The 20,088-nt window shown below is 67.5% G+C and carries 19 protein-coding genes and 2 pseudogenes; 8 read left to right on the top strand and 13 right to left on the bottom strand.

The annotated features are described in order from the left end of the window. Positions 1–83: 83 nt before the first annotated feature. Complete coding sequence (locus FVQ98_RS18725) at positions 84–557, top strand: FKBP-type peptidyl-prolyl cis-trans isomerase (protein WP_147914976.1); 474 nt, start codon at positions 84–86, stop codon at positions 555–557. Positions 558–817: 260 nt separating this feature from the next. On the opposite strand, the pseudogene FVQ98_RS18720 reads toward FVQ98_RS18725, so the two are convergent. Further along, positions 818–1,633, bottom strand: a pseudogene (locus FVQ98_RS18720) (SGNH/GDSL hydrolase family protein); the annotation flags it as partial. 275 nt (positions 1,634–1,908) lie between these two features. Between FVQ98_RS18720 and FVQ98_RS18715 the strand changes: the two are divergent. The 3 genes from FVQ98_RS18715 (at position 1,909) to FVQ98_RS18705 (ending at position 3,956) form a co-directional block, all read left to right on the top strand. Next, entirely contained in the window at positions 1,909–3,174 is a 1,266-nt protein-coding gene (locus FVQ98_RS18715) for an MFS transporter (protein WP_255507857.1), read from the top strand. Between the two features lie 127 nt (positions 3,175–3,301). Then, on the top strand, positions 3,302–3,490 hold the full coding sequence (locus tag FVQ98_RS18710; RefSeq protein ID WP_147914974.1) for a hypothetical protein: 189 nt from the start codon (positions 3,302–3,304) through the stop codon (positions 3,488–3,490). Between the two features lie 160 nt (positions 3,491–3,650). Beyond that, complete coding sequence (locus FVQ98_RS18705) at positions 3,651–3,956, top strand: putative signal transducing protein (protein WP_147914973.1); 306 nt, start codon at positions 3,651–3,653, stop codon at positions 3,954–3,956. Between the two features lie 65 nt (positions 3,957–4,021). Here FVQ98_RS18705 and FVQ98_RS18700 read toward each other — a convergent pair whose 3' ends face one another. The 3 genes from FVQ98_RS18700 to purB all read right to left on the bottom strand — a co-directional run bounded on the left by FVQ98_RS18700 (position 4,022) and on the right by purB (position 6,558). Then, entirely contained in the window at positions 4,022–4,450 is a 429-nt protein-coding gene (locus tag FVQ98_RS18700) for a hypothetical protein (protein ID WP_147914972.1), read from the bottom strand. 40 nt (positions 4,451–4,490) lie between these two features. Next, positions 4,491–5,051: a YaeQ family protein gene (locus FVQ98_RS18695; RefSeq protein ID WP_147914971.1), complete on the bottom strand. Its 561-nt coding sequence runs from the start codon at positions 5,049–5,051 to the stop codon at positions 4,491–4,493. Positions 5,052–5,151: 100 nt separating this feature from the next. Further along, complete coding sequence (gene purB, locus FVQ98_RS18690; RefSeq protein ID WP_147914970.1) at positions 5,152–6,558, bottom strand: adenylosuccinate lyase; 1,407 nt, start codon at positions 6,556–6,558, stop codon at positions 5,152–5,154. Between the two features lie 132 nt (positions 6,559–6,690). Here purB and FVQ98_RS18685 point away from each other — a divergent pair, with 132 nt between their 5' ends. Beyond that, positions 6,691–7,314 carry a glutathione S-transferase family protein gene (locus FVQ98_RS18685; protein WP_147914969.1) on the top strand — a complete coding sequence of 208 codons (624 nt, stop codon included), beginning with the start codon at positions 6,691–6,693 and terminating at the stop codon, positions 7,312–7,314. Positions 7,315–7,735: 421 nt separating this feature from the next. On the opposite strand, the gene FVQ98_RS18680 is transcribed toward FVQ98_RS18685, so the two are convergent. Together FVQ98_RS18680 and FVQ98_RS18675 are read right to left on the bottom strand one after the other, a co-directional pair. Then, positions 7,736–8,248: a ferritin-like domain-containing protein gene (locus tag FVQ98_RS18680; protein ID WP_255507859.1), complete on the bottom strand. Its 513-nt coding sequence runs from the start codon at positions 8,246–8,248 to the stop codon at positions 7,736–7,738. A 200-nt stretch (positions 8,249–8,448) separates the two neighbouring features. Further along, positions 8,449–10,062, bottom strand: a complete 1,614-nt coding sequence (locus tag FVQ98_RS18675) for an FAD-dependent oxidoreductase (protein ID WP_147914967.1) — start codon at positions 10,060–10,062, stop codon at positions 8,449–8,451. A gap of 280 nt (positions 10,063–10,342) precedes the next feature. Here FVQ98_RS18675 and FVQ98_RS18670 point away from each other — a divergent pair, with 280 nt between their 5' ends. After that, positions 10,343–10,951: an IPTL-CTERM sorting domain-containing protein gene (locus FVQ98_RS18670; RefSeq protein WP_147914966.1), complete on the top strand. Its 609-nt coding sequence runs from the start codon at positions 10,343–10,345 to the stop codon at positions 10,949–10,951. Between the two features lie 22 nt (positions 10,952–10,973). Here the strand turns inward: FVQ98_RS18670 and FVQ98_RS18665 are convergent, their stop codons facing one another. From FVQ98_RS18665 to FVQ98_RS18640, 6 genes are all read right to left on the bottom strand, one after another. Then, positions 10,974–12,560: a polyamine aminopropyltransferase gene (locus FVQ98_RS18665; RefSeq protein WP_147914965.1), complete on the bottom strand. Its 1,587-nt coding sequence runs from the start codon at positions 12,558–12,560 to the stop codon at positions 10,974–10,976. Positions 12,561–13,566: 1,006 nt separating this feature from the next. Beyond that, positions 13,567–14,061 (bottom strand): hypothetical protein, encoded by a 495-nt coding sequence (locus tag FVQ98_RS18660; protein ID WP_147914964.1) that lies wholly within the window; start codon positions 14,059–14,061, stop codon positions 13,567–13,569. Positions 14,062–14,193: 132 nt separating this feature from the next. Further along, a complete protein-coding gene (gene rarD / locus FVQ98_RS18655) occupies positions 14,194–15,087 on the bottom strand; it encodes an EamA family transporter RarD (RefSeq protein WP_147914963.1) in 894 nt (297 codons plus the stop codon). 43 nt (positions 15,088–15,130) lie between these two features. Further along, complete coding sequence (locus tag FVQ98_RS18650; RefSeq protein ID WP_147914962.1) at positions 15,131–15,358, bottom strand: DUF350 domain-containing protein; 228 nt, start codon at positions 15,356–15,358, stop codon at positions 15,131–15,133. 66 nt (positions 15,359–15,424) lie between these two features. Next, entirely contained in the window at positions 15,425–16,918 is a 1,494-nt protein-coding gene (locus FVQ98_RS18645) for a DUF4178 domain-containing protein (protein ID WP_147914961.1), read from the bottom strand. 75 nt (positions 16,919–16,993) lie between these two features. Then, positions 16,994–18,052 (bottom strand): SPFH domain-containing protein, encoded by a 1,059-nt coding sequence (locus FVQ98_RS18640; RefSeq protein WP_147914960.1) that lies wholly within the window; start codon positions 18,050–18,052, stop codon positions 16,994–16,996. A gap of 198 nt (positions 18,053–18,250) precedes the next feature. Between FVQ98_RS18640 and FVQ98_RS18635 the strand changes: the two genes are divergently transcribed. Further along, a complete protein-coding gene (locus tag FVQ98_RS18635) occupies positions 18,251–18,490 on the top strand; it encodes a DUF2061 domain-containing protein (protein WP_147914959.1) in 240 nt (79 codons plus the stop codon). Positions 18,491–18,758: 268 nt separating this feature from the next. Here the strand turns inward: FVQ98_RS18635 and FVQ98_RS20245 are convergent, their stop codons facing one another. Further along, positions 18,759–19,823 (bottom strand): IPTL-CTERM sorting domain-containing protein, encoded by a 1,065-nt coding sequence (locus FVQ98_RS20245; RefSeq protein WP_187265804.1) that lies wholly within the window; start codon positions 19,821–19,823, stop codon positions 18,759–18,761. A gap of 118 nt (positions 19,824–19,941) precedes the next feature. Between FVQ98_RS20245 and FVQ98_RS18625 the strand changes: the two are divergent. Beyond that, positions 19,942–20,088: pseudogene (locus FVQ98_RS18625) on the top strand (IS5/IS1182 family transposase); the annotation flags it as partial.

The following is a 20,088-nucleotide window of genomic DNA, read 5'->3' as shown; positions in this document are numbered from 1 at the left end:
GCCGCGCTGCTTCATGTCGTGGCAAGCCGCCCGCTATCGGCTGGCTTCAATCGTGTTTTGAACACCATCCCTAGTGGAAGACCATGACCATCACCAAAGACTCCGCCGTCACCATCGCCTACAAGATCACCGACGCTCAGACCGGAAAACCGCTGGACAGCGGAACCACGGCCTACCTGCACGGTGGGTACGACAACCTGTTTCCGAAGGTGGAGGCGGCGCTGGACGGCCAGGGCGTGGGCCATGCGGTGGACATGGAACTGAGCCCGGCCGACGCCTTTGGCGAGCGCGACGAAGCGCTGGTGACCACCATCCCCAAGACGCAGTTCCCGCCCGGCGTGAAGGTGGGCGGCCAGTTGCAGGGCGCGGGCCCGAACGGCCAGCAGGTGGTCTACAACGTGGTGAAGATCAAGGGGCCGGAAGTGCATCTGGACGGCAACCACGCCTTGGCCGGCCACGCGATCCGCTTTGCCGCGACGGTGAAGGAAGTACGCCCCGCCACGGCGGAAGAGATTGCCCACCGCCATGTGCACGGCGGGCATGGGCACCACCACTGAGCGATGTGCTCACGCGGCGATCGCTACGAATTCAGTAGCTGCTCGCGCAGATGATTGTACGGCTACAGCCCAATTTTGTTCGTAAAAAAAGAAAACGCCGCCCGCCCCCGGAGGGCGTGACGGCGCCAGGCTGAGGCGTGCCGGTGGGTCGTCGATCAGTCGTCCCAGCCCGCGTCGCGCATCTGTTCGACGGCAAAGTCGCTGAACAGGCGGTGGGCGTAGGGCGTGGGGTGCACGTCGTCGGCGAACAGGTAACGCGAACGGTCACCGGCCAGCAGGTTGGACTTGTTGCACACGAGCGAGGTGCCGTTCACGTTCGGCGCGGTGCTGAGGGCGTTGGGTCCGCAGGCCACGTCGGTCACGTTGGACAGCTCGTACTTGCGCGGGTTGGTGACCATGTCGGTGACCAGACCGTAGGCATCGGCCAGGCGCACTTGCGACACGCCTTGCAGCGACTGGGCCAACTGGTCGTTGAAGGTGCGGGTCATGGTGTCGGCCAGCGCGGCCGCGTTGGCGCCTTTGGCCTGGATGCCCGGCGTCTTCGACAGGTTGGGCACGTTCAGCACCAGCACGTGGCGCGCGCCCTTGTCCACGACTTCCGAGCGGATCAGCTTGCCCAGCTCGGCACCGGCCACGCCGACGTTCTGCACCGCCTGGGTCGGATTGATGGGCGCCATCAAGGCCAATTCCATGAAGATGTCGTTGGCGCCAGCCATGACGACCACGAGGTCATCGCTGCGGAAGCCGCCACCGGCCGCGGCCAGGTGCGCAGCCATCTGGTCCTTGACGGGCTTGGCCAGCAGACCAATGTTCACTTCCTTGAACTTCTGCATGCCGACCGAGTTCGGCCCCAGATCGCTCACCACGCGCGAGCTGCCTTGGGCGTAGTTGGTGCAGCCCGCATGGGCCGTCACGGGTGCGCCGGTGATCGCCGGGTTGTTGGGCCGCAGGCCGGTTTCGGCTGCGCAGGCGGCAGGCACGTCCAGCCGGTCGCTCAATTGCTCCACCCAGATTTGGCCGCCTCGGGTATCGTTGACCGTCCAACGGCCGGCGCCGCCGGTTTGCGCGCCCACCATGGCGACGGTGCCGACGTTGTAGGTGCCCACGTCGCTGAGCGAATCCCCGAAGGCGACCACGCGCTTGAAGTCGAAACCCGAGCCGTTATCGTCACCGCCGCCGCAGGCCGCCAGAACCACCGCTGCGGCCAGGGCCGCCCAACTCGCACGTTTGAATGTCATTGTCTTTCCTCCGGGTGTCTGATGGCGCACCGTGCACCACCGGCAAGCTCAATCGTAAGATCGTGTGAGCTTACGGTGCAGTGTATGTCTTTTGTCACGGAATCTTGGGTGAGATGCCGCAACTGAACCCGCCCCCTTCGCCCGAGGTGGCAGGGCCGCAGTCGATCGCCCCGCGTCTGGCCTGGGCCATGCTGCTGGCGTTGGCCATGGGCTTCACGCTCAGCCAGGCGTTTCGCACCGTCGCGGCCATCATGGGGCCGCCGTTGGTGGCCCAGTTGCAGCTGTCGCCGCAGCAGCTGGGGCTGTGGGCGGCCAGCTTTCACTTTTCGTTCGGGGTGATGCAACTGGTCATGGGCGTGTCGATCGACCTGCTGGGCGTGCGGCGCACCATCCTGTGGGCGTTCCCGATGGCGGTGATCGGCGCCATGGTCTCGGCCAACGCGCCCAGCTTTGGCTGGTTGATGCTGGGGCAGGTGCTGATCGGCACCGGCTGCGCCCCGGCCTTTCTGGTGTGCACGGTGTTCATCGGCCGTTACTTCCCGGCCGACCGCTTCACGGCCACGTCCGGGTTGATCATGAGCATCAGCGGCCTGGGCGTGCTGGCCACGGCGACGCCGCTGGCCTGGCTGATCGAGGTCAGCAACTGGCGCTGGGGCTATGGCGTGCTGGCGGTGGCGTCGGCGCTGGCCTGGGCCGGCATGTGGTGGCTGGTGCGTGAACCGGCGCGCCCCGCGCCGCCGGCCGACGCGCCGCCGCCCCCATCGCCCCTCAAGGCCATGCTGCAGCTGCTCAGCCTGTTCAAGGAGCCATGGACGCTGGGCCTGGTGGCCTACGCCGCCGTGGCCTACGCCGGCTTCATCACCTTGCGCGGGCTGTGGCTGGGGCCGCTGCTGATCGAACGCCACGGCTTCAGCCTGGTGCAAAGCGGCAACGTCGCCCTGGCGATGACGCTGGGCAGCATGGTCAGCCCGGCGATCTTTGGCCGGCTGGACCCGGGCGGCGCGCGGCGCATCCGCTGGCTGCTGGGCTTTGCGCTGGTCGCGGCGACTGTGCTGGCGGCCATGGCGCTCCTGCACCACGCGGCGCTGGACGTGGCCCTGGCCATTGCCTACGGCATGCTGTCGGGCTACGGCGTGCTGCAGTACGGCTACGTGCGCGATGCCTACCCCGAGCACATGCGTGGGCGCGCGCTGTCGCTGTTCACCATGGCCATGTTCCTGGGCATCGCGCTGATGCAGTGGGTGACCGGCCTGGCCGCGTCGCTGGCCAAATCGGCCGGGGTCGAGCCCTTCACCGCCGCGCTGCTGACCATGGCGGCCATGGTCGCGGCCGGCGCCATCGCCTTCTGGAAGCTGCCGCGGGCGCGCCTGCCGGAGTGAGGGCGCGGGCCCGGCGGCGCACGCCGCGAAGCCCGCGTGCCGACACGCTTTGTCACGCCCCTGGTCCGCCCGGATACCGGCCCGACACGCCCAGCGGGCATACTGGGAGCCCCACAAGGAGTTCACCATGTCCCCAAGCCACCGCTTCTCAAGCCGCCTGCGCTTTTGCGTGGCCGCCGCATGCGCCGCCCTGCTGGGCCTCAGCCTGGCCGGCTGCGCCGGCACCCACGTGCACAACCCCGACACCGCTGGCGCCACTTCGGGCGTAACGGTCTACGGTACGGTCGACGCGGGCGTCGGCAAAGTCAAACGCTGAACCTGGCGGCTGGCAGCAGGGGCCGCGCTGCCCGCTGACCGGCCGATTTTTGCTATTAACTGAATAGCTGCTTGCGTAGATAGCTGTAAGGCTGAGGGCCTTTTTCACCGATAAAACCCCCGCCTTGACCACGGCGCGCGCCCTCGGGCACAGTGTCTTCATGCGCCGCCTGCGTTCCGCCCCCAACGCCGCCATCGCCCAGATCTGGGCCGATCTGCTGTGCGAAGCCGGTTACCCTGCCACCGTGGAGCGCCGCTACCTCGGCAGCGTCGCCGGGGAATTGCCGCCCGACCAATGCCTGCCCGAGATCTGGCTGCGCCACGGCGAACACCACGCCGCCGCGCGCGCCCTGCTGGACGAGCTGGAGCGCGTGCCGCAGCGTCAGTGGACTTGCGCGGCCTGCGGTGAGCGAATTGAGGGTGGGTTTGAGCAGTGCTGGGCGTGCGGGGCAGCGATGCCGTGCTAAAGACTTCGGCGGGAGCGGCGTGGCAGTGCGCCCGTCCCCGCTGCTGCTAACCCGTCCTCCCTTTGCTACGAATCTGCTGTAGAAACGGATTCGTCCTTTGTGACCACTGGCCTGATGCGTTCCACCACCTCTGACCCAAATTCGCTGTCCATGGCATTCCAAATCATCGCTGGCAGCGCGAACCAATATTGACGCCTTACCGCATCGCGAACAAATTCAGCGCCAAACATCTCGCTGAACATGCGCTCTTCCCAAGGGGCCAATCGGCTGCGGTCATCTCGCAGCAGTGCACGGCGATGCTTGGTCAAAATGCGCTTGAGGTGACCAGCGGTCCGAACGCCCAACTGATCAAGATCGGGTACCAACTCTTCGAAAAGGCCCGGGTCAACGCCATAGTCGTTGCGCTTCGGAAAAACGCGGCGCGCCACCGAATGAATCAGCTCTGCTGACAGTGGGCGCAGGCACAAACGCTGGCGGGCGGAAATGCGCGGCATCACATCACCTTCATGGGCTCGCTCAGCATAGGGAGCGCTGTCACTTCCACCTTACCGCCTCCAAACTCACGCTCCCCTTGTCCCCCGACACCGTTAGCACGCCATCCAGCAGCGTGGCCTGCAGCGCCATGCTGCGTTCGGCCAGTTGGCCCAGGGCCTGCGCGTCGGCGGCAGGAAAGCGCCAGACGCTCAGCTTGTCCAGGCGCGTCAGCTTGGCCTCGATGCCGCGCCACCACACGTCGGCGGCGCTGCCGTAGGCGAACAGTTGCACGGCGTCGGCGCGGCTGCAGGCTTTGGCAATGGGCTTATCGTCGGGTTGGCCGACTTCGATCCACAGGCGCGTGCGGCCGGTGAAGTCGGTCAACTGCACGTCGGGCTCGTCCGGGCTGGACAGGCCGGCGCCAAAGCCGATGCGCGCGTCGCCGTGGCACAGGGACTCGACCTGGTGCGCGTTCAACGCCAGCGCGGCCAGGCGCACCATCATGCGTTCGTCGGTCTCGCTGGGGTGGCGCGCCAGGGTCAGGCTGTGGTCGGCGTAGTAGGCGTGGTCGATGTCGGCGATCGACAGTTCGGCCTTGAAGACGGTGGATTTCAGGGCCATGGCAAGGCAATTTGCTATAGATAAAGTAGCTGCTTGCGCATGTGGTTGTAGCGCTGCAGCCTTATTTGACCAATAAACCGTGGACAGGCCACGGCGCGCGTCACACGCGGCGCGCCAGCGCCTCGGCACTGCCCACATAGCTGCCCGGCGTCATCGCCAGCAGGCGGTCTTTCTCGGCCTGCGGGATGTCCAGGCCGCGAATCAACCCGTGCAGCGCCTCGCGCGTGACGGCTTGGCCGCGCGTGACTTCCTTCAGTTTTTCGTAGGCACCGGGCACGCCAAAGCGGCGCATCACGGTCTGGATCGGCTCGGCCAGCACTTCCCAGCTGCTGTCCAGGTCGGCGGCGAGGGCGGCTTCGTTCAGCTCCAGCTTGTTCAAGCCGGTCATCAGCGACTGGTAGGCCAGCACGGCGTAGCCCAGCGCCACGCCCATGTTGCGCAGGACGGTGGAGTCGGTCAGATCGCGCTGCCAGCGGCTGATGGGCAGCTTTTCAGACAGGTGGCGCAGCAGCGCGTTGGCCAGGCCCAGGTTGCCCTCGGCGTTCTCGAAGTCGATCGGGTTGACCTTGTGCGGCATGGTGGACGAGCCGATTTCGCCCGCCTTGGTCTTTTGCTTGAAGTAGCCGACGCTGATGTAACCCCAGATGTCGCGCGCCAGGTCGATCAGGATGGTGTTGGTGCGCGCCACAGCATCGAACAGCTCGGCCATGTAGTCGTGCGGCTCGATCTGGATGCTGTAGGGCTGGAAGGTGAGGCCGAGGCCTGGGCGGCCGTCGACCGCGCCCGGCTCGCCGGCGGCGGGCGATTCGACCACGCGGCGGCTGAAGGCTTCCCAGTCGAAGTCGGGCCAGGCGGACAGGTGGGCGTTGTAGTTGCCGACGGCGCCGTTCATCTTGGCCATCAGCGGTACGGCGGCGATCTTGGCGCGCGCGCCTTGCAGGCGCACGACGACGTTGGCCAATTCTTTGCCGACGGTGGTCGGGCTGGCGGTCTGGCCGTGCGTGCGGCTGAGCATGGGCACGGCGGCGAAGGCGTGCGCCAGCTCGCGCAGGCGGGCGATGACGGCGTCCAGCTGCGGCAGCAGCACGGCGTCGCGTCCGGCTTTCAGCTGCAGCGCATGGCTGGTGTTGTTGATGTCCTCGCTGGTGCACGCGAAGTGCACGAACTCGGCGGCGGCCTGCAGCTCGGGCTGGCCGTCGAACTTGGACTTGATCCAGTACTCCACGGCTTTCACGTCGTGGTTGGTGGTCTTCTCGATGTCCTTGATGGCCTGGCCGTCGGCCGGCGAGAAGTCGCGCAGCAGGCCGGCGAGGTAGGCGCGCGCGGCTTTGGACAGCGGCTTGAATTCGCTGAAACCCGCGTCGGACAAGGCGATGAACCAGGCCAACTCCACCTGCACGCGGCGCTGCATGTAGCCCAGCTCGCTCATGATGGGGCGCAAGGCGCTAAGTTTGGCGGCGTAGCGGCCGTCGAGCGGCGAAACAGCGGTCAGCGGGGTGAGTTCCATGGCCCGGATTGTAAAAGCCGGGGTGCGTGGCCCCGCCCGCCGCGCCTTGCCGATCGTGACAGCCTGCGCGGCGGGGTTGGCCTAGAATGGTCCGTAGCGTTCTGTCACATATCCACCACGGTAAGACCTCACATGCGTTTGATCGGCGCCCTCTCCAGCCCCTACGTGCGCAAGGTGCGCGTGGTCATGGCCGAAAAGAAGCTGGACTACCGCTTCGTGCCCGAAAACGTCTGGGCGGCCGACACCCAGATCCAGGAAGCCAATCCGCTGGGCAAGGTGCCCTGCCTGGTGATGGACGGGCAGGACGCCGTGTTCGATTCGCGTGTGATTGTCGAATACGTGGACACCTTGTCGCCGGTCGGCAAGCTGATCCCGCCTTCCGGCCGCCAGCGCGTGGAGGTCAAGACCTGGGAAGCGCTGGCCGACGGCCTGTGCGACGCCGCCATCCTGGCCCGCCTGGAAAAGACCTGGCCCGGCCGCACCGATGGTGAACGCAGCCAGGCCTGGGTCGACCGGCAGATGCGCAAGGTGGACGACGCCCTGGCCGCGATGAGCGCCGGCCTGGGCGACAAGCCATGGTGCTCCAGCGGCGTACACCCCACGCTGGCCGATATCGCCGTGGGCTGCGCGCTGGGCTACCTGGACTTCCGCTTTCCCGAATTGGACTGGCGCAGCCGCCACGAGAACCTGGCGCGCCTGCTGGACGAGCGCTTGATGCAGCGGCCCAGCTTCGCCGAGACCGTGCCGACCGCCTGACGCCGGCACCCGCCGCGCGTTCCTTCCTTCGCTGATCCGCGCGCAACTCGCGCCAGACGCGTGGCGTTACGCGCAACGCCACCGCCCAACGGAAAACGCCGCCTCAGCGCGGTGGCTGGGCGGCGTCTTGCGGCATAAAAAAGCTGCCGGAGCGACCTGAAACGAAGGAGGAGGAGGGAGGGAGGAGGAAGTGCGTTACAGGTGGGTCAATCGACCTAGGCGGTCGGATGGCTCGGCAGCGTGAGTTCGAATAAGCAGTTAGGGTGACAGGGCTGAAATTCAAGGGCCGGCGTTGGCTGGCTATGCGGTATCTGAGTGGCGGGCCTGAGGGAAGTTCCGCCGGCGTGCACCCTCACTTGGTAAAGAACTGTGTACAGGCCGTGACCGAGTGCGAGCGCCGCGCGTGGCGCGACCGCGCGCCTCAGATCGCCAGCCAGGTGGCCAGTTCTTCAGCGTGTTCCTGCTCGTCGTTCAGGATCTGCTCGACCAAGCGCTTGGTGGTCGGATCCTTGTCGCCGATCAGGTCGACCATCTGGCTGTACGCCTCGATGGCCACGCGCTCGGCGATCAGGTTGGCGCGGATCATGGCCTTCAGATCGCCCGAAGCGTCGTAGTCGGCGTGGCTGCGCGAGAGCAGCGTGGCGGGGTTGAAGTCGGGCTCGCCACCCAGTTGCACGATGCGCTCGGCAATGCGGTCGGCGTGGCCCTGCTCTTCTTGCGCATGTACCAGAAATTCCTGCGCGATGGCGGGCGAAGTCATGCCGTTGGCCATGTAGTGGTGGCGCTTGTAGCGCAGCACGCAGACCAGCTCGGTCGCCAGCGAATCGTTGAGCAGCTGGATGATGTCCTTGACCCAGGGGCCATTGTTGTGCGGCGTAACGGCGCCATCGTCCAGGCTGGAGCGCGCGGCCTTCAGCCCGGCTTCGTTCAACATCAGTCGGGTAGGGGCGACTTTGGGCGACTTGTCGGTCTTGGAGGGGGAAGCTTTCTTGGAGGCCATGGTGGGATTTCCTGGTTGCGCCGCCGGCATCGCAGTGTGCGCGGCTGGCTGATGTGTTCAACACAAACTGTAGGCCGCGTGGCGAGCGCGTGGCTGTCAGACAAGCGCTTGTCCGCCCGCCACCGGGGACGCTCTCAGGCCAGCGCCAGCCCGGCCGCGTGGCCCAAGGTGAAGGCTTCTTCGAACACCGAATAGCCCGCCCAGTCGCTGTGGGCGAACGCCAGGCGCGGGGCATCGGCGAACTGCGCGGCCACCAGATGCTCTGATTTCAATAGCTGATTGCGCGCAACCAGCTTGCGCCAGCGGTCGATTTGGCTCAAAACCCCTGGCGCCGGCACGGCCATGGCGTGGCCGTAGCGGGTGACGTCGATGCGCAGCGTCTTGCGTACCAGGTCGGGGTGCGCGGCGGCCAGCTCGGCCAGCGCGGCGTCGCGCCAGGCCGACCAGGGCGCGTTCAGCAGCGCGGCGCGTGCGTCTGGCGCATCGCCCAGCGCGCGGTACCAGGTCAGCACCGTCGGGCCGGGCACGGGGCGCAGGCTCTGGTGCATGGCGTCGACGTAGCCCAGACCGGCGCCGCCGTAGATGACGTTGTCCCAGCTCGGCGCGGCGCCGGGGCGGTCCTGCAGCGGCGCGCGCAGGCGCAGGTTGGCCACCACCCATGGCGCGCTGCGCACGCCGACCGCCAGCTGGCGCAGCGCTTCGGGCGCGGGTTGCACCACCCGCGCGGCCACGTGCAGCGGCAGCGCGACGATGGACTGGCGCGCCAGCCAGCGTTCGGTGCGGCCGCTGGCGACGTCGATCGCGTCGACGGCAACGCCCTCGCGCTCGGGCGCGATGCGCCGCACCACGCGCCCGGTATGCAGGCGCTCGCCCAGCGGCGCGGCCAGGCGCGCACTGAGCCAGCCGTTGCCTTCGGCCCAGGTCAGCACGGCGTCGTGCGGGCCGTCGTCACCGTCCCCCGGCGCCTGAAAGCCGTGTCGGCTGGCGAAGTAGTGCAGCCCGGCCCAGGCCGACACCGCGCCGAGGCCGGCACCGAAATCATCGCGACACGCGTAGTCCAAATACCAGCGCAGGCGCGCGTCGGTGAAGCCTTTCTGGTCCAGCCACGCTTTGAAAGTGATAGCGTCCTGCGCAAGCTGGTCGGGCGCGAACTGGCTGCGCAGCACCGGAATGGCGTAGTGTGCCCGGCGCTGCGCATCGGCCACCAGCGCGGCAAAGCGCCGGTACTGCGCCAGCGTGTCGGCACCCACGCCCTGCACCGGCAGCAGCCCGTCCTGCCATTGGCCGTTGAAAAACAGCCGCTCCTGCGGGCTGTGGCACAAATGCCGTTCGTCGTATTGCCAGCGCCCGGCCACACGGCGGCGCAGACCCAGCTCTTCCAGCAAATCCTGCACTTCGCGCGCGTCGTCGCCCGGCAGTGGCAGGTAGTGCGCGCCCTGCGGACAGGCGATGCCCATGACCTGCGTGCCGCGGCTGTTGCCGCCGGGCGCGTCTTCCAGCTCCAGCAGCGCGAAGTCGTCGTGCCCGCGCAGCCGCAGAGCCCGCGCCGCCGCCAAGCCTGCGATGCCGCCACCGGCGATCACCGTGTGCACGCGGTGGGTGATATCGGGCGGGCGCTCGGCCGAAGGTTCGCGCAGCAGGTGGCCGCGGTCTTGGGCGACGCCGGTGTAGGTGCCCGAGATCGCGTCAGCGCCCTTCAAAAAATCGCAGCCGGTCAATACCGGCAAGGGTGATGCCAGACCGATCATCGCTGTCCGGCGTGTGAGCGGGGCTGAGAGTGTGCCACCTTGACTGGCGGACGAGGTAGCGAAGCGGCGGCGGGACACCCCATCGATTGTCGCTGGCGCCCTGCACCGTGTGTCGCGCAAACGATACATCAAAAGTAGTCAATTTTCACATTGATCAATACCTTTGATTTACATTCAGCCGGCAGTAGGGCCGCTTTGCAATGCTTGGTACAGCACCTCGCACCGCAGCGAACAACACACCAAGGTCCGGCAAGGGCCGCCCAGGAAGGAAGGAAATCCCATGTCTTTGCGCCGCACCCGCCTCGCCGGCATTGCCGCAAGCTGTCTTTTGGCCAGCACCACGCTCTACGCCCAGACCACGGTCAGCGGCAGCCTGAGCGCCACCGACCCGGTCTTCGACCGGACGCAAACTGCTTCGCCCTGCACCACCCCGACCGGCACCTACGCCTACGACACCTACCCCATCACGCATGCGGGCGGCACGCTGGACATCAGCATGAATCCGGTGCTCTCGCCGACCGGCCTGCTGGATCCGGTGGTCCAGCTCCACCGTGAACCGTTCGTGCCCTCCAGCCCCTGCACCAGCTTCATCGCCGAAGGCTCAGACGTGAGCGGGACTGACTGGAGCGACGTGCTGAGCGGCACGCACGCCGCAGGCAACTACGTGATCGTGGCAACCACCGTCGCCCCGACCGATATCGACACCCAACAATTTCCCCTTGAGTTAGCCCTTGGCGATTACACCCTGACCCACAACGCTGCGCCCCGTGCGGCGCCGCCAGTGGCGGTGCCCGCGCTCGGCGAATGGATGCTCATCGCAATGGGTTGCGTGCTGGCTGCCACAGCGGCGCGCCGCCAGCGACGCGAGCGTGTCACGGCGAAGACCTGAGTTCTGCGCAAGGGGCGCCGCACTACTCGTGCACGCGCCCCCATTCGGCCTCGTAACTGTGCACCAACACCTGGTTCGACAGCCGGTTCACCTCTGCCGGCACGCGCGCCATATCGGTCGGAAAGTCGAACAGCAGCGGCAGCGTCTGCGGCGTCAAGAAGCGCAGGCCGGGTGGCAGCTCTGTGGGCAGGCGCCAGGGCCTGCGGCTCGCGATGACGAAGCCCCACTCGCCGAAGCTGGGCACGTGCGCGTGGTACGGCGCGGTGCGCAGGCCGGCGGCTTCGATGGTTTGCACCACCGTCCAGAAAGTCTGGCGCGCGATCAGCGGTGAGGTGGTCTGCACCACCGCGTAGCCGCTGGCTGACAGGCGCTGGTCCAGCAGGGCGTAGAAGCTGGCGGTGTAGAGCTTGCCGATGTTGAAGTTGGTCGGGTCGGGGAAATCGACCACCACGACGTCAAAAACCTCGTCCGTGCTGCCCAACCACTGAAACGCATCGGTGTTCACGGTGCGCAGCTTGGGCGACTTCAGCGCGCCGCCGTTCAGCGTCGCCAACTCCGGCTGGTCGCGAAACAGCGTCGTCATGGCCGGGTCCAGCTCGACCAGGGTGATCTGCTCGACGCTCGGGTACTTCAGGATTTCACGCACGGCCATACCGTCGCCGCCGCCCAGCACCGCCACCTTCTTGGGCGCACCGTGCGCGGCCATGGCGGGGTGAACCAGGGCTTCGTGGTAGCGGTATTCGTCGCGTTCGGCAAACTGCAGGTTGCCGTTCAGGAACAGGCGGTGGCCGGTCTTGCCCGCGCCCGCGTTGTGCGTGACGACGATGCGCTGGTACGGCGTGGTCTGCGCAAACACCACGCGGTCGGCGTACAGGCGGTCTTCGGTCAGTGTGGTGATCTGTCCGGCGCCGGCCAGCGCGGCCAGCAGCAGCGCCAAGGTCAGCGCGCAGGCGGCCGCGTGCATCTTCCACTGGCGTAGCTCGCCGCGGAACAGCCACAGCGCCCACACCGCCACGGCGGCGTTCAGCAGGCCGAACACCAGCCCGGTGCGGATCAGCCCCAGTTGCGGCACCAGCACCAGCGGGAAGGCCAGCGACACGGCCAATGCGCCCAGGTAGTCGAAGGTGAGCACCTGCGACACCAGCTCTTTCAGCTGCACGTTGCGCCGCAGGATGCGCATCACCAGCGGGATTTCCAGCCCGACCAGCATCCCCACCAGCAGCACCAGCCCATACAGCAGCACCCGAAACGCGCCCGGCGCGTAGGCATTGGCCAGAAACAGCGCCACCGGCAGCAGCCCGCCGGCCAGCGCCACCAGCAGTTCGATGCGCAGGAAGTGCGCGGGCAGCTGGCGCTCGAAAAAGCGCGACAGGTAGCTGCCGATGCCCATCGCAAACAGGTAGGTGCCGATGATGGTGGAGAACTGCAGCACCGAGTCGCCCAGCACATAGCTGGCGATGGCGCCCGCCGCCAGTTCGTACAGCAGGCCGCAGGCGGCCACGACGAACACGCTGGCCAGCAGCGCCAGCTCGGTCGGGTGCGGGCCGCGGCGGGTCGGCGGCGCGTCTTCAGGCTCGGCGACGGACGCTGCGGTGGCTGGCACGGACATGGGTTCGGGGCGGCGGGTGAAGGCGCCACTGTACCCGGCTGCTCGGCTGGTGGGGGTTGCTATGGATGGAGGAGCTGGTTGCGCAGGTTGGGCTTGGGCGGGAAGCGCTTTTCTTGAGATCTTGGGAGGAGCGCTGGCACCAGGGCGGGTGTGCGGATTGGAGTGCGCGTGGTGGATTGGGTTTGGGAGGCCGGGTTTCGGCCCGGCGGCCGAGGCACTTTTCTTTGCTTCGCCAAAGAAAAGTCCCCAAAAGAAAGGCGACCCCACGTCTGCGACCCCGCTGCTGCGCAGCGGGGCAAACCTGCGTCGCACTTCTGGCGGGGTGGGCCGCAGAACTCACTTCGCTGCTTTGCAGCTCCGTTCAAACAACCGCGGCCAGTCAGTTCACGAAGCGGCTGCATCCTTCGGTGCAACCGCCACCCCGCCAGAACCGCGCCGCAGGCGCAGCCTCAAGGGGTGATGAACAGCCACTCGGGCCATCGCTGCGCTCGGCCGCGAATCCAGGGCCGAGCGCAGCGATGGCCCGGATGGGCTTGCCACCCCTCTGGACGTGCCGAGAAGCGCAGAGCGGGCGGTGGGCGCGGGCACCGAAGGATGCCCGCGCTGCGCGCTCTGACTCGCTGCAGTTGTCTGAGCGAAGCGCCAATGGCGCGAAGCGAGTTCTGCAGCGCCACCGCTCGATCGAGCATCGCAGGTTGCCCCGCAGCGAAGCGGAGGGGACGCGTCCAGTGGGGTCGCCTTCTTTTGCCTTCTTTTCTTGGCGAGTCAAGAAAAGAAGGTGCGCCGCCGGGCGCATGTCCCGGCCTCCCAACTTCGGTCAAGCGACAACGCCCAACGAGCGCGCAACGAACGAATAACTGCAAATTCAATAGCTATCTGCGCCCGACCCGTGAGTGCTACAGCCGATTTCATCCAAAAATCCAAACAGCACCCCCCGCCACAACAAAAAAAAACCCGCCACCAGGGCGGGTTCAGCATGGGCGCGCGGCACAGTGGCCGCCTACCTTCAACGCCCCATGTTGTTCTTGAAGCGGGCCAGCGCCACCATCAGCGCGCCTGCGCCCAAGGTCTTCACCAGATCGGGGTGCTCGGCATAGAAATTGCCGATGCGGTCCATGATGCCCGGCTCGCCCTGCTCGGCGGCCACGGCCACGTCGCGCACCTGGGCGGGCGTGAGCTGGCCGGCCTTGGTGGCGTCAACCATCGGCGTGCTCGGGCCTTCGTGCCCGGCCAGCGCGCCACCGGCCACACCGGCCAGGGCGCCAGCGCCGAACTTCTCGGTCAGCATGTTCAGGATGTCGGCGCGGTCTTGCGGCGAAGCCTTTTCGAACAGGCCGGCCAGCGTGTCGCCCAGGTCGGGCGTCTGGTCCGAACGCAGTGCGTCGGCCACGCCGGCGCCCAGTTGGTCCTTGGGCGCCTCGCGCGAAATCTGATCCACGTGCTTGGGATCGGGGTTGGTGGCGTTGGCCAGGATTTGTTGCAGGGTATCGAGCAATGCCATGTCAAAAACCTCCAGTCGGGTGTATCGGTCAGCCGATCATCCTAGCGCCGCACCGTGTCGCCAAGAAGGCCGCGGGCGCAGCTCGCGGCGTTGTCCGACACGCCTGGCGTGCGCCCTGCACGGCGCCGACGTTCAACCGGGCTGTATCGGCCCCGGCGGTGCACTGCGGCGCTTGCGCAGCAGCGCCGCCAGCGTGAACACCGCCAGCCCGGCCCAGACGGCAACGAAGCCGACGAGCCGCCGCGCGTCCATCGGCTCGTGCAGGATGAACACGCCCAGCACGAACTGCAGCGAGGGCGAGATGTACTGCAGCATGCCCATGGCCGCCATCGACAGGCGCTGCGCTGCGTAGGCAAAGGCGACCAGCGGCACCGTGGTCATGAAGCCGGTGCTGATCAGCAGCGCGTCCAGCCCGCGCGAGAGGTGGCCGAAGGCCAGTTCGCCATGCGTGCCCAGCCACAGCAGCACCGCTAGCGCGGGCAGGGCGATCAAGGCGGTTTCCAGCGCCAGCCCTTCAGCCGGTGGCAGCGTGGTGCGCTTCTTGATCAGCCCATAGATGCCGAAACTGAAGGCCAGCACCAGCGCCACCCACGGAAAGCGCGGCGACGCCCAGCCCAGCCAGGCCACGCCCGCCGCCGCCAGCGCCACGCCAATCCATTCGGCGCGCGCCAGCCGCTCGCCCAGCACCAGCACGCCCAGCGCCACGTTGACCAGCGGCAGCAGAAAGTAGCCCAGGCTGGCGTCCAGCGCGTGGCCGTGCGTCACGGCCCAGACGTAGGTGACCCAGTTGATGCTGACCAGCAGCGCGGCCAGCGCAAAGCGCACCAACGTGGGCGCATCCAGCCGACGCCACAGCGCCCCGACCTGGCGGCGCGCGCACAGCAACGCCGCCAGCAGGATCAGCGACCACACCACGCGGTGCGCGACCACCTCCAGCGCGCTGGCGGGCGCCATGAGGCGGAAGTACAGCGGCGCGAGCCCCCACAGACCGTAGGCCAGCAGGGCAGCCGGGGTGCCGCCTTTCACCGCACGCCCCGCCTGGCGCAGGGCGACGCCGACGCCGCGGCCCTCATCCGCCGTGGATGGCGGCCGCGACGATGATCGAGATGCCCAGACACATGGCGGCCACCACCATAGCCAGCGCGCGGTTCTGCTTCTCGACGATCTCGGCCCACAGGTCGTAGGGCGTGAGCTTGTCGACGATGATGAAGCACAGCCAGAAGATCGCCACGCCAATCAGCGCGTACAGGATGGAGCCCGCGAACGCCGCGGGCCGAAGCCATTCAATTCCCCACATGACAAGGGTTCCTTCCGTGGTTGCTGGCCAGGCGTTCGCCGGGCCGATGGATCGATGCGGTCAGCCTCATTTGTGGCTGCCTCCGCTGGTGTAGCCGCCGTACGAGCCCCCCACGCTGCGTCCGCCGCCACCGCCTGGGCCGTCGCTCGCGGCGATGATGGCCGTCACCACCAGGCCGAAGACCAGGATGAAGACGATCAGGATGATCAGCGCGCGCGTCATCTCGGGCGTCCATGGCGTCGCGTCACCCGCCGAGCGCAGGGCCGCCAGCCCGAACGCCTGGCGCACTTCGCTCGCGGGGATGCGGGTGCCGGCCGACCAGGTCACCTCGCTGCCGGTCTGCTCGCGCGAGAGCACGCCCGTGCCTTGGGTGGACGGCGAGAGAAAGTCGGTGTTGCGGCTGCGGTCGCCTGCCTTCACGGGCCAGTAGAACTCGCCCTCGACATAGTCGGTGCTGGCGGTGTAAGTGGATTCGCGCTGGTAGCTGCGCCCTTCGTAAGTCGCCGTGCTGCTGCGCGGCTTGTACGCGGGCGCGCCGGTGGTCGGCCGCACCAGACTCCAGCCGTCCGACGAGTCCACCAGAAATTGGAAACCCTGCTCGGCGTTGTAGAGCAGGTACTCGTCCCACTCAAAGCCTTCGCCGTCTTCGCTGCCACTGCGTCGCTGGAAACCCACCAGCTGCCACGGCTTGCCGGCAAAGCGGCCGATGCTGCCCAGCGCCAGCGTCGGCTGCACGCGCTGGTGCTGGGCAGCGTGCTTCAGCTCACCGCCGATGCCCCGCGTCACGTCGATCACGTGGCGGCATTGCGGGCAGGTCACAGCCTTGGTGCTTTCGAGCCGCACCGCCACGGGCGAGCCACAGTTGGGGCAGCTGAACTGGCGCGCATCGGTGTCTTCGCGCGCGGACTCGGCCTTCAGGCCTTGCATGGCCAGCGCGTCCAGGCGCACGCTGCGGCCGCGCTGGGCCGTGCGCGGGTCGTTGGCGTAGTCGATGGCCAGCACTTCGCCGCTGGCGTTGCGCAGCTCGACCACCTGGAACGGCCGGCCTGGCGGCGCGCCGCCCGGCAGCTCGCCTTCGGCCGACACCACGCGCGCCCGCACGCTGGCGGCCACGCTCCAGGGCGCGCCGTCGAGCACCGTCTCGTCGCCGACCGTAAAGCTGCCTGCGTGCGGAATCGGCTGCCGGATCTGCGCGTCCTGCGTGAAGACGTAGGCGCCGTTGTCTTCGCTCAACGTGCCAGTACGGCCATCCGGCAGCATTGCCGTCCACTCGGTCCAGCGCCCGGCATCGCCTTCCAGCTGCACACGGCCGATCAGGGTGAAGGCTTGTTCACGCCCGTCGACGGGCACGCGCCCGCTGGCGCCGATCTGCAGCGGGCTGTGGTCGTCGAACACCTCGGCCACCTGGCCCACGCGCTGCAGCGCATCGCCGCTGCGCACCACCACGCTGCGGCAATAGCCGCAGACGGCGTGCGTGGCCTGCGCGCTCTGGAACACCACCGGCGCGCCGCAGGCGGGGCAGGGCGCGCGGTACAGGCGCTGGGTGCCGGTCTCGGCCATGCAGAGAGGTTTTTTAAGCGATTTTGGCCGCCAGCCCTACGCACATCTGCGCAGGCAGCTACCAAATAAATAGCGTCAGACCAGTTTCTTGAGCAGCTCGGCCTTCTTGGCGTCGAACTCTTCCTGCGTCAGGATGCCCTTGGTCTTCAGTTCGCCCAGCTTTTCCAGCGTGGCCATCACGTCCTCGGGCTTCACGCCGACCGGCGCAGGCGCGGCCGCAGCGCCCGCCGCCGGGGCACCTCCGCCGCCCTGCAGCGCCGACTGCATGTTCTGCGCCAGGATCTGCCCCATCGCCACGCCCGCGCCCATGCCCAGGCCCGCTCCGGCCAGGCCACCGGCGTCACCGCCCGCACCCACGCCTTCGGCCATCTTGGGGATGGCCTGCGCGGTTTGGTACTGCATCAGCTTGCCCATGTCGCCGCCGACCATGCCCATGCCGATCTTTTGGTCCAGCACCTTCTGCAGCTCGTCGGGCAGCGAGATGCTTTGCACCGTCATCGCCTCCAGCTTCAGGCCGTAGCCTTCCATCGCCGGGGCCAGCGCCTGCGACAGCGCCTGCGCAAACAGCAGCTGGTTGGCCGCCAAATCCAGGAAGGGAATGTTGCTCTGCGCGATGGCGACGCTGATCTGCTGCATGACCAGCCCGCGCAGCTGGCCGTCCAGCTCCTCGGCGCTGTAGCGTTCGCGCGTGCCCGAGATCTCGGTGTAGAACTTCTTCGGGTCAACGATGCGGTAGGCGTAGTTGCCGAACGCACGCAGGCGCACCGCACCAAATTCCTTGTCGCGGATGCTGATCGGCTGCGGCGTGCCCCATTTCTGGTCGATCTGCTGGCGCGTGCTGAAGAAATACACATCGCTTTTGAACGGCGATTCGAACAGCTTGTCCCAGTTTTTCAGGTTGGTCAGCACCGGCAGCGTCTGCGTGGTCAGCTTGTAGGTGCCGGGGCCAAACACGTCGGCCACCTGGCCTTCGTTGACGAACATCGCCATCTGCGATTCGCGCACTACCAACGTCGCGCCGTTCTGGATTTCCATGTCGGCCATGGGGTAGCGCCAGGCCAGCGTGCCGTCGCCGTCTTCCGTCCACTGCAGGACGTCCAGAAACTGCTTCTTGATGAAATCCATCAGCGCCATCGCGACTCTCCTCTTGAGCGGGCCCCGCGAGCCCGGTAGCGGGATGATAAGCGCGGGCCATGGCGGTGCGCGGCGCCATGGCCGCGGGCGCCGGCTGGCACTGCATGCAGCGAGACGATTGGCGTCATTGAAAGATTGCATTGGCGCTTTCAAATGAGAATGATTATCATTTGCTATTGAACTGTGAGGGATTCCACCATGACCGACTTCGCCCGCCGCAACCTGTTCACGCTGAAAAAGACTGCCAGCTACTACGTGATGCACATCACCGTGGCCGCAGCCGTCGCCTACGCGGTGACGGGCGACGCGTGGATGGCGCTGACGCTCAGCCTGCTCGAACCGACGGTGCAGGCCGTCGCCTTCTTCTTCCACGAAAAAGCCTGGGCACGCCGCCAGGCGCTTGAGGCTGCCCCAACGACGGCGCCAGCCGCCACCTGAACGGCTGGCGCGCGCCGTCGGCACCCGGCGATTCTTAGTTAAATGAGCTTGTAAGCCGCGTCTGGCAAGCGCAGGCAGCTACCGCTTTTGCAGCGCCTGCTCGCAACCAGGCAGGCCGGCGCCGGGCACACCCGCCCGGCGAGCACCGCAGCAATGGGCGTCCAGCCAAATCCGGCACCAGCGCTTAGTGGATAAGCGCTAACAGCTCCTGAATCAGGAGTGAAGTGCCCTGCGCTGCCACCCTGTGCGGCGGCACGCAGCGCGCCTGTTACAGGCTGCGTCGCCCGCGCAGCCCACGCCCGGCCAGGCCCGCGGCCATCAGGCCCAGCAGCGCCAGACTCCATGCGCCCAGCGTCGGCACCGCAACTGCGGGTCCGCCGGCAAACGTGGCGGTCACGCTGCGCGCCCGGTCCATGGCGACAGTGCAGGTGAGGGCCGTGCCGCTGCACGCGCCGCCCCAGCCGGTGAAGGTCCCGCCCGCCGGCGCGGTGGCCGTCAGGGTGACCTGAGCCGCCACTTGAGCCGCCTCGTAACCGGCCACGCAGGCCGCGCCGCCGGTGCTGGCGCAACCGCTGATGCCGCCCATGCTGGGCGTGGCCACGGTGTCCGCCGACACGCTGCCACTGCCGGTGACGGCCACTTCCAGGACCCAGCCGGTCTGCGGGGAACCCCAATAGAGATCAGGTATCGGGTTGGGAACAGTGCCGCCGCCACCTGCCCCGCCGCTGGCAGCCAGGTTGCCGCTGATGACCACGGTCGCGCCCCGGTACAGCGCGCCGTCGTTCCACAGCCCACCCACGCCCCGGCCACCGTTGTTGTTACCGCCCGTCACTGGGTTGCGGCCGCTGCCACCGCCGCCTGCGGCCACGTTATTGGTCACGCGCGTGTTGCCGGTCATCACCAGCGTGGCGCCGCTTTTGTTGTAGATACCGCCGTTGGCATCGCCACCGGGCCAACCGGCAACGTCGTAGGCAGCGCCCCCGCCGCCGCTGTGCGCGAAAGCGGTGCTGCCGGCCCAGCCACCCCCGCCGCCGCTGGTGTGTTGCGCGGCCGAAGTGCCTGACGCACCGTTCGCGGTAGAGGGGCTACCACCGCCGTTGCCACCCAGTTGCTCAAAAAAACCGCCGCCACCGCCACCACCGCCATAGCCGCCGCCGCCGCCGCCATTGGCTCCGCTGCTGTTCGCGTCCCCAGCCCCGCCGCCGGTGGGTGTACCGCCCCCGCCGCCGCCACTGCCGCAGCCGCCGGCAGTGCCTGTGGTGCCCGCGTTGCCGCCGTAACATACGGTCCCCACCGCACCCGTGCTCGCTGAAAAGCGGTCGGCTTGGTTCAAACCCGCAAAGCCACTGCCACCGCCGTTGTTCAAGCTAGCAGGCCGTTGAAATACCTATCGACCTTGGCTTGGTCGTCACCGATCATCGATGCGTCGTCAAACAGGGATTGATCACAGCATGCGAGGAGCAGACGGGTACAACGAGTCGCTGTTCACCACGGTCAGGCTGGAGAGCTTTGTGCCGGCCGACCACCCGCTGCGGCCGATCCGCCAATGGGTCAACGATGCTCTGGCCCAGATGGACGCCAGGTTCTCTGCCATGTAC

Source organism: Ottowia flava (genome assembly GCF_008017535.1).
Taxonomy (GTDB): domain Bacteria; phylum Pseudomonadota; class Gammaproteobacteria; order Burkholderiales; family Burkholderiaceae_C; genus Ottowia; species Ottowia flava.
The sequence above is the reverse complement of the archived record's forward strand: the minus strand, read 5'-3'. Positions and strand labels throughout refer to the sequence as shown.

What these genes read in the sequence shown, in the direction of transcription:
- FVQ98_RS18710 (WP_147914974.1), top strand. Translation starts at nt 3,302, where the DNA reads ATGTCCCCAAGCCACCGCTTCTCAAGCCGCCTGCGCTTTTGCGTGGCC.
- FVQ98_RS18660 (WP_147914964.1), bottom strand. Translation starts at nt 14,061, where the DNA reads ATGGCATTGCTCGATACCCTGCAACAAATCCTGGCCAACGCCACCAAC.
- FVQ98_RS18695 (WP_147914971.1), bottom strand. Translation starts at nt 5,051, where the DNA reads ATGGCCCTGAAATCCACCGTCTTCAAGGCCGAACTGTCGATCGCCGAC.
- FVQ98_RS18670 (WP_147914966.1), top strand. Translation starts at nt 10,343, where the DNA reads ATGTCTTTGCGCCGCACCCGCCTCGCCGGCATTGCCGCAAGCTGTCTT.
- FVQ98_RS18685 (WP_147914969.1), top strand. Translation starts at nt 6,691, where the DNA reads ATGCGTTTGATCGGCGCCCTCTCCAGCCCCTACGTGCGCAAGGTGCGC.
- FVQ98_RS18640 (WP_147914960.1), bottom strand. Translation starts at nt 18,052, where the DNA reads ATGGCGCTGATGGATTTCATCAAGAAGCAGTTTCTGGACGTCCTGCAG.
- FVQ98_RS18650 (WP_147914962.1), bottom strand. Translation starts at nt 15,358, where the DNA reads ATGTGGGGAATTGAATGGCTTCGGCCCGCGGCGTTCGCGGGCTCCATC.
- FVQ98_RS18645 (WP_147914961.1), bottom strand. Translation starts at nt 16,918, where the DNA reads ATGGCCGAGACCGGCACCCAGCGCCTGTACCGCGCGCCCTGCCCCGCC.
- FVQ98_RS18715 (WP_255507857.1), top strand. Translation starts at nt 1,909, where the DNA reads ATGCCGCAACTGAACCCGCCCCCTTCGCCCGAGGTGGCAGGGCCGCAG.
- FVQ98_RS18725 (WP_147914976.1), top strand. Translation starts at nt 84, where the DNA reads ATGACCATCACCAAAGACTCCGCCGTCACCATCGCCTACAAGATCACC.
- FVQ98_RS18675 (WP_147914967.1), bottom strand. Translation starts at nt 10,062, where the DNA reads ATGATCGGTCTGGCATCACCCTTGCCGGTATTGACCGGCTGCGATTTT.
- purB (WP_147914970.1), bottom strand. Translation starts at nt 6,558, where the DNA reads ATGGAACTCACCCCGCTGACCGCTGTTTCGCCGCTCGACGGCCGCTAC.
- FVQ98_RS18705 (WP_147914973.1), top strand. Translation starts at nt 3,651, where the DNA reads ATGCGCCGCCTGCGTTCCGCCCCCAACGCCGCCATCGCCCAGATCTGG.
- FVQ98_RS18635 (WP_147914959.1), top strand. Translation starts at nt 18,251, where the DNA reads ATGACCGACTTCGCCCGCCGCAACCTGTTCACGCTGAAAAAGACTGCC.
- FVQ98_RS18665 (WP_147914965.1), bottom strand. Translation starts at nt 12,560, where the DNA reads ATGTCCGTGCCAGCCACCGCAGCGTCCGTCGCCGAGCCTGAAGACGCG.
- FVQ98_RS18680 (WP_255507859.1), bottom strand. Translation starts at nt 8,248, where the DNA reads ATGTTGAACGAAGCCGGGCTGAAGGCCGCGCGCTCCAGCCTGGACGAT.
- FVQ98_RS18700 (WP_147914972.1), bottom strand. Translation starts at nt 4,450, where the DNA reads ATGCCGCGCATTTCCGCCCGCCAGCGTTTGTGCCTGCGCCCACTGTCA.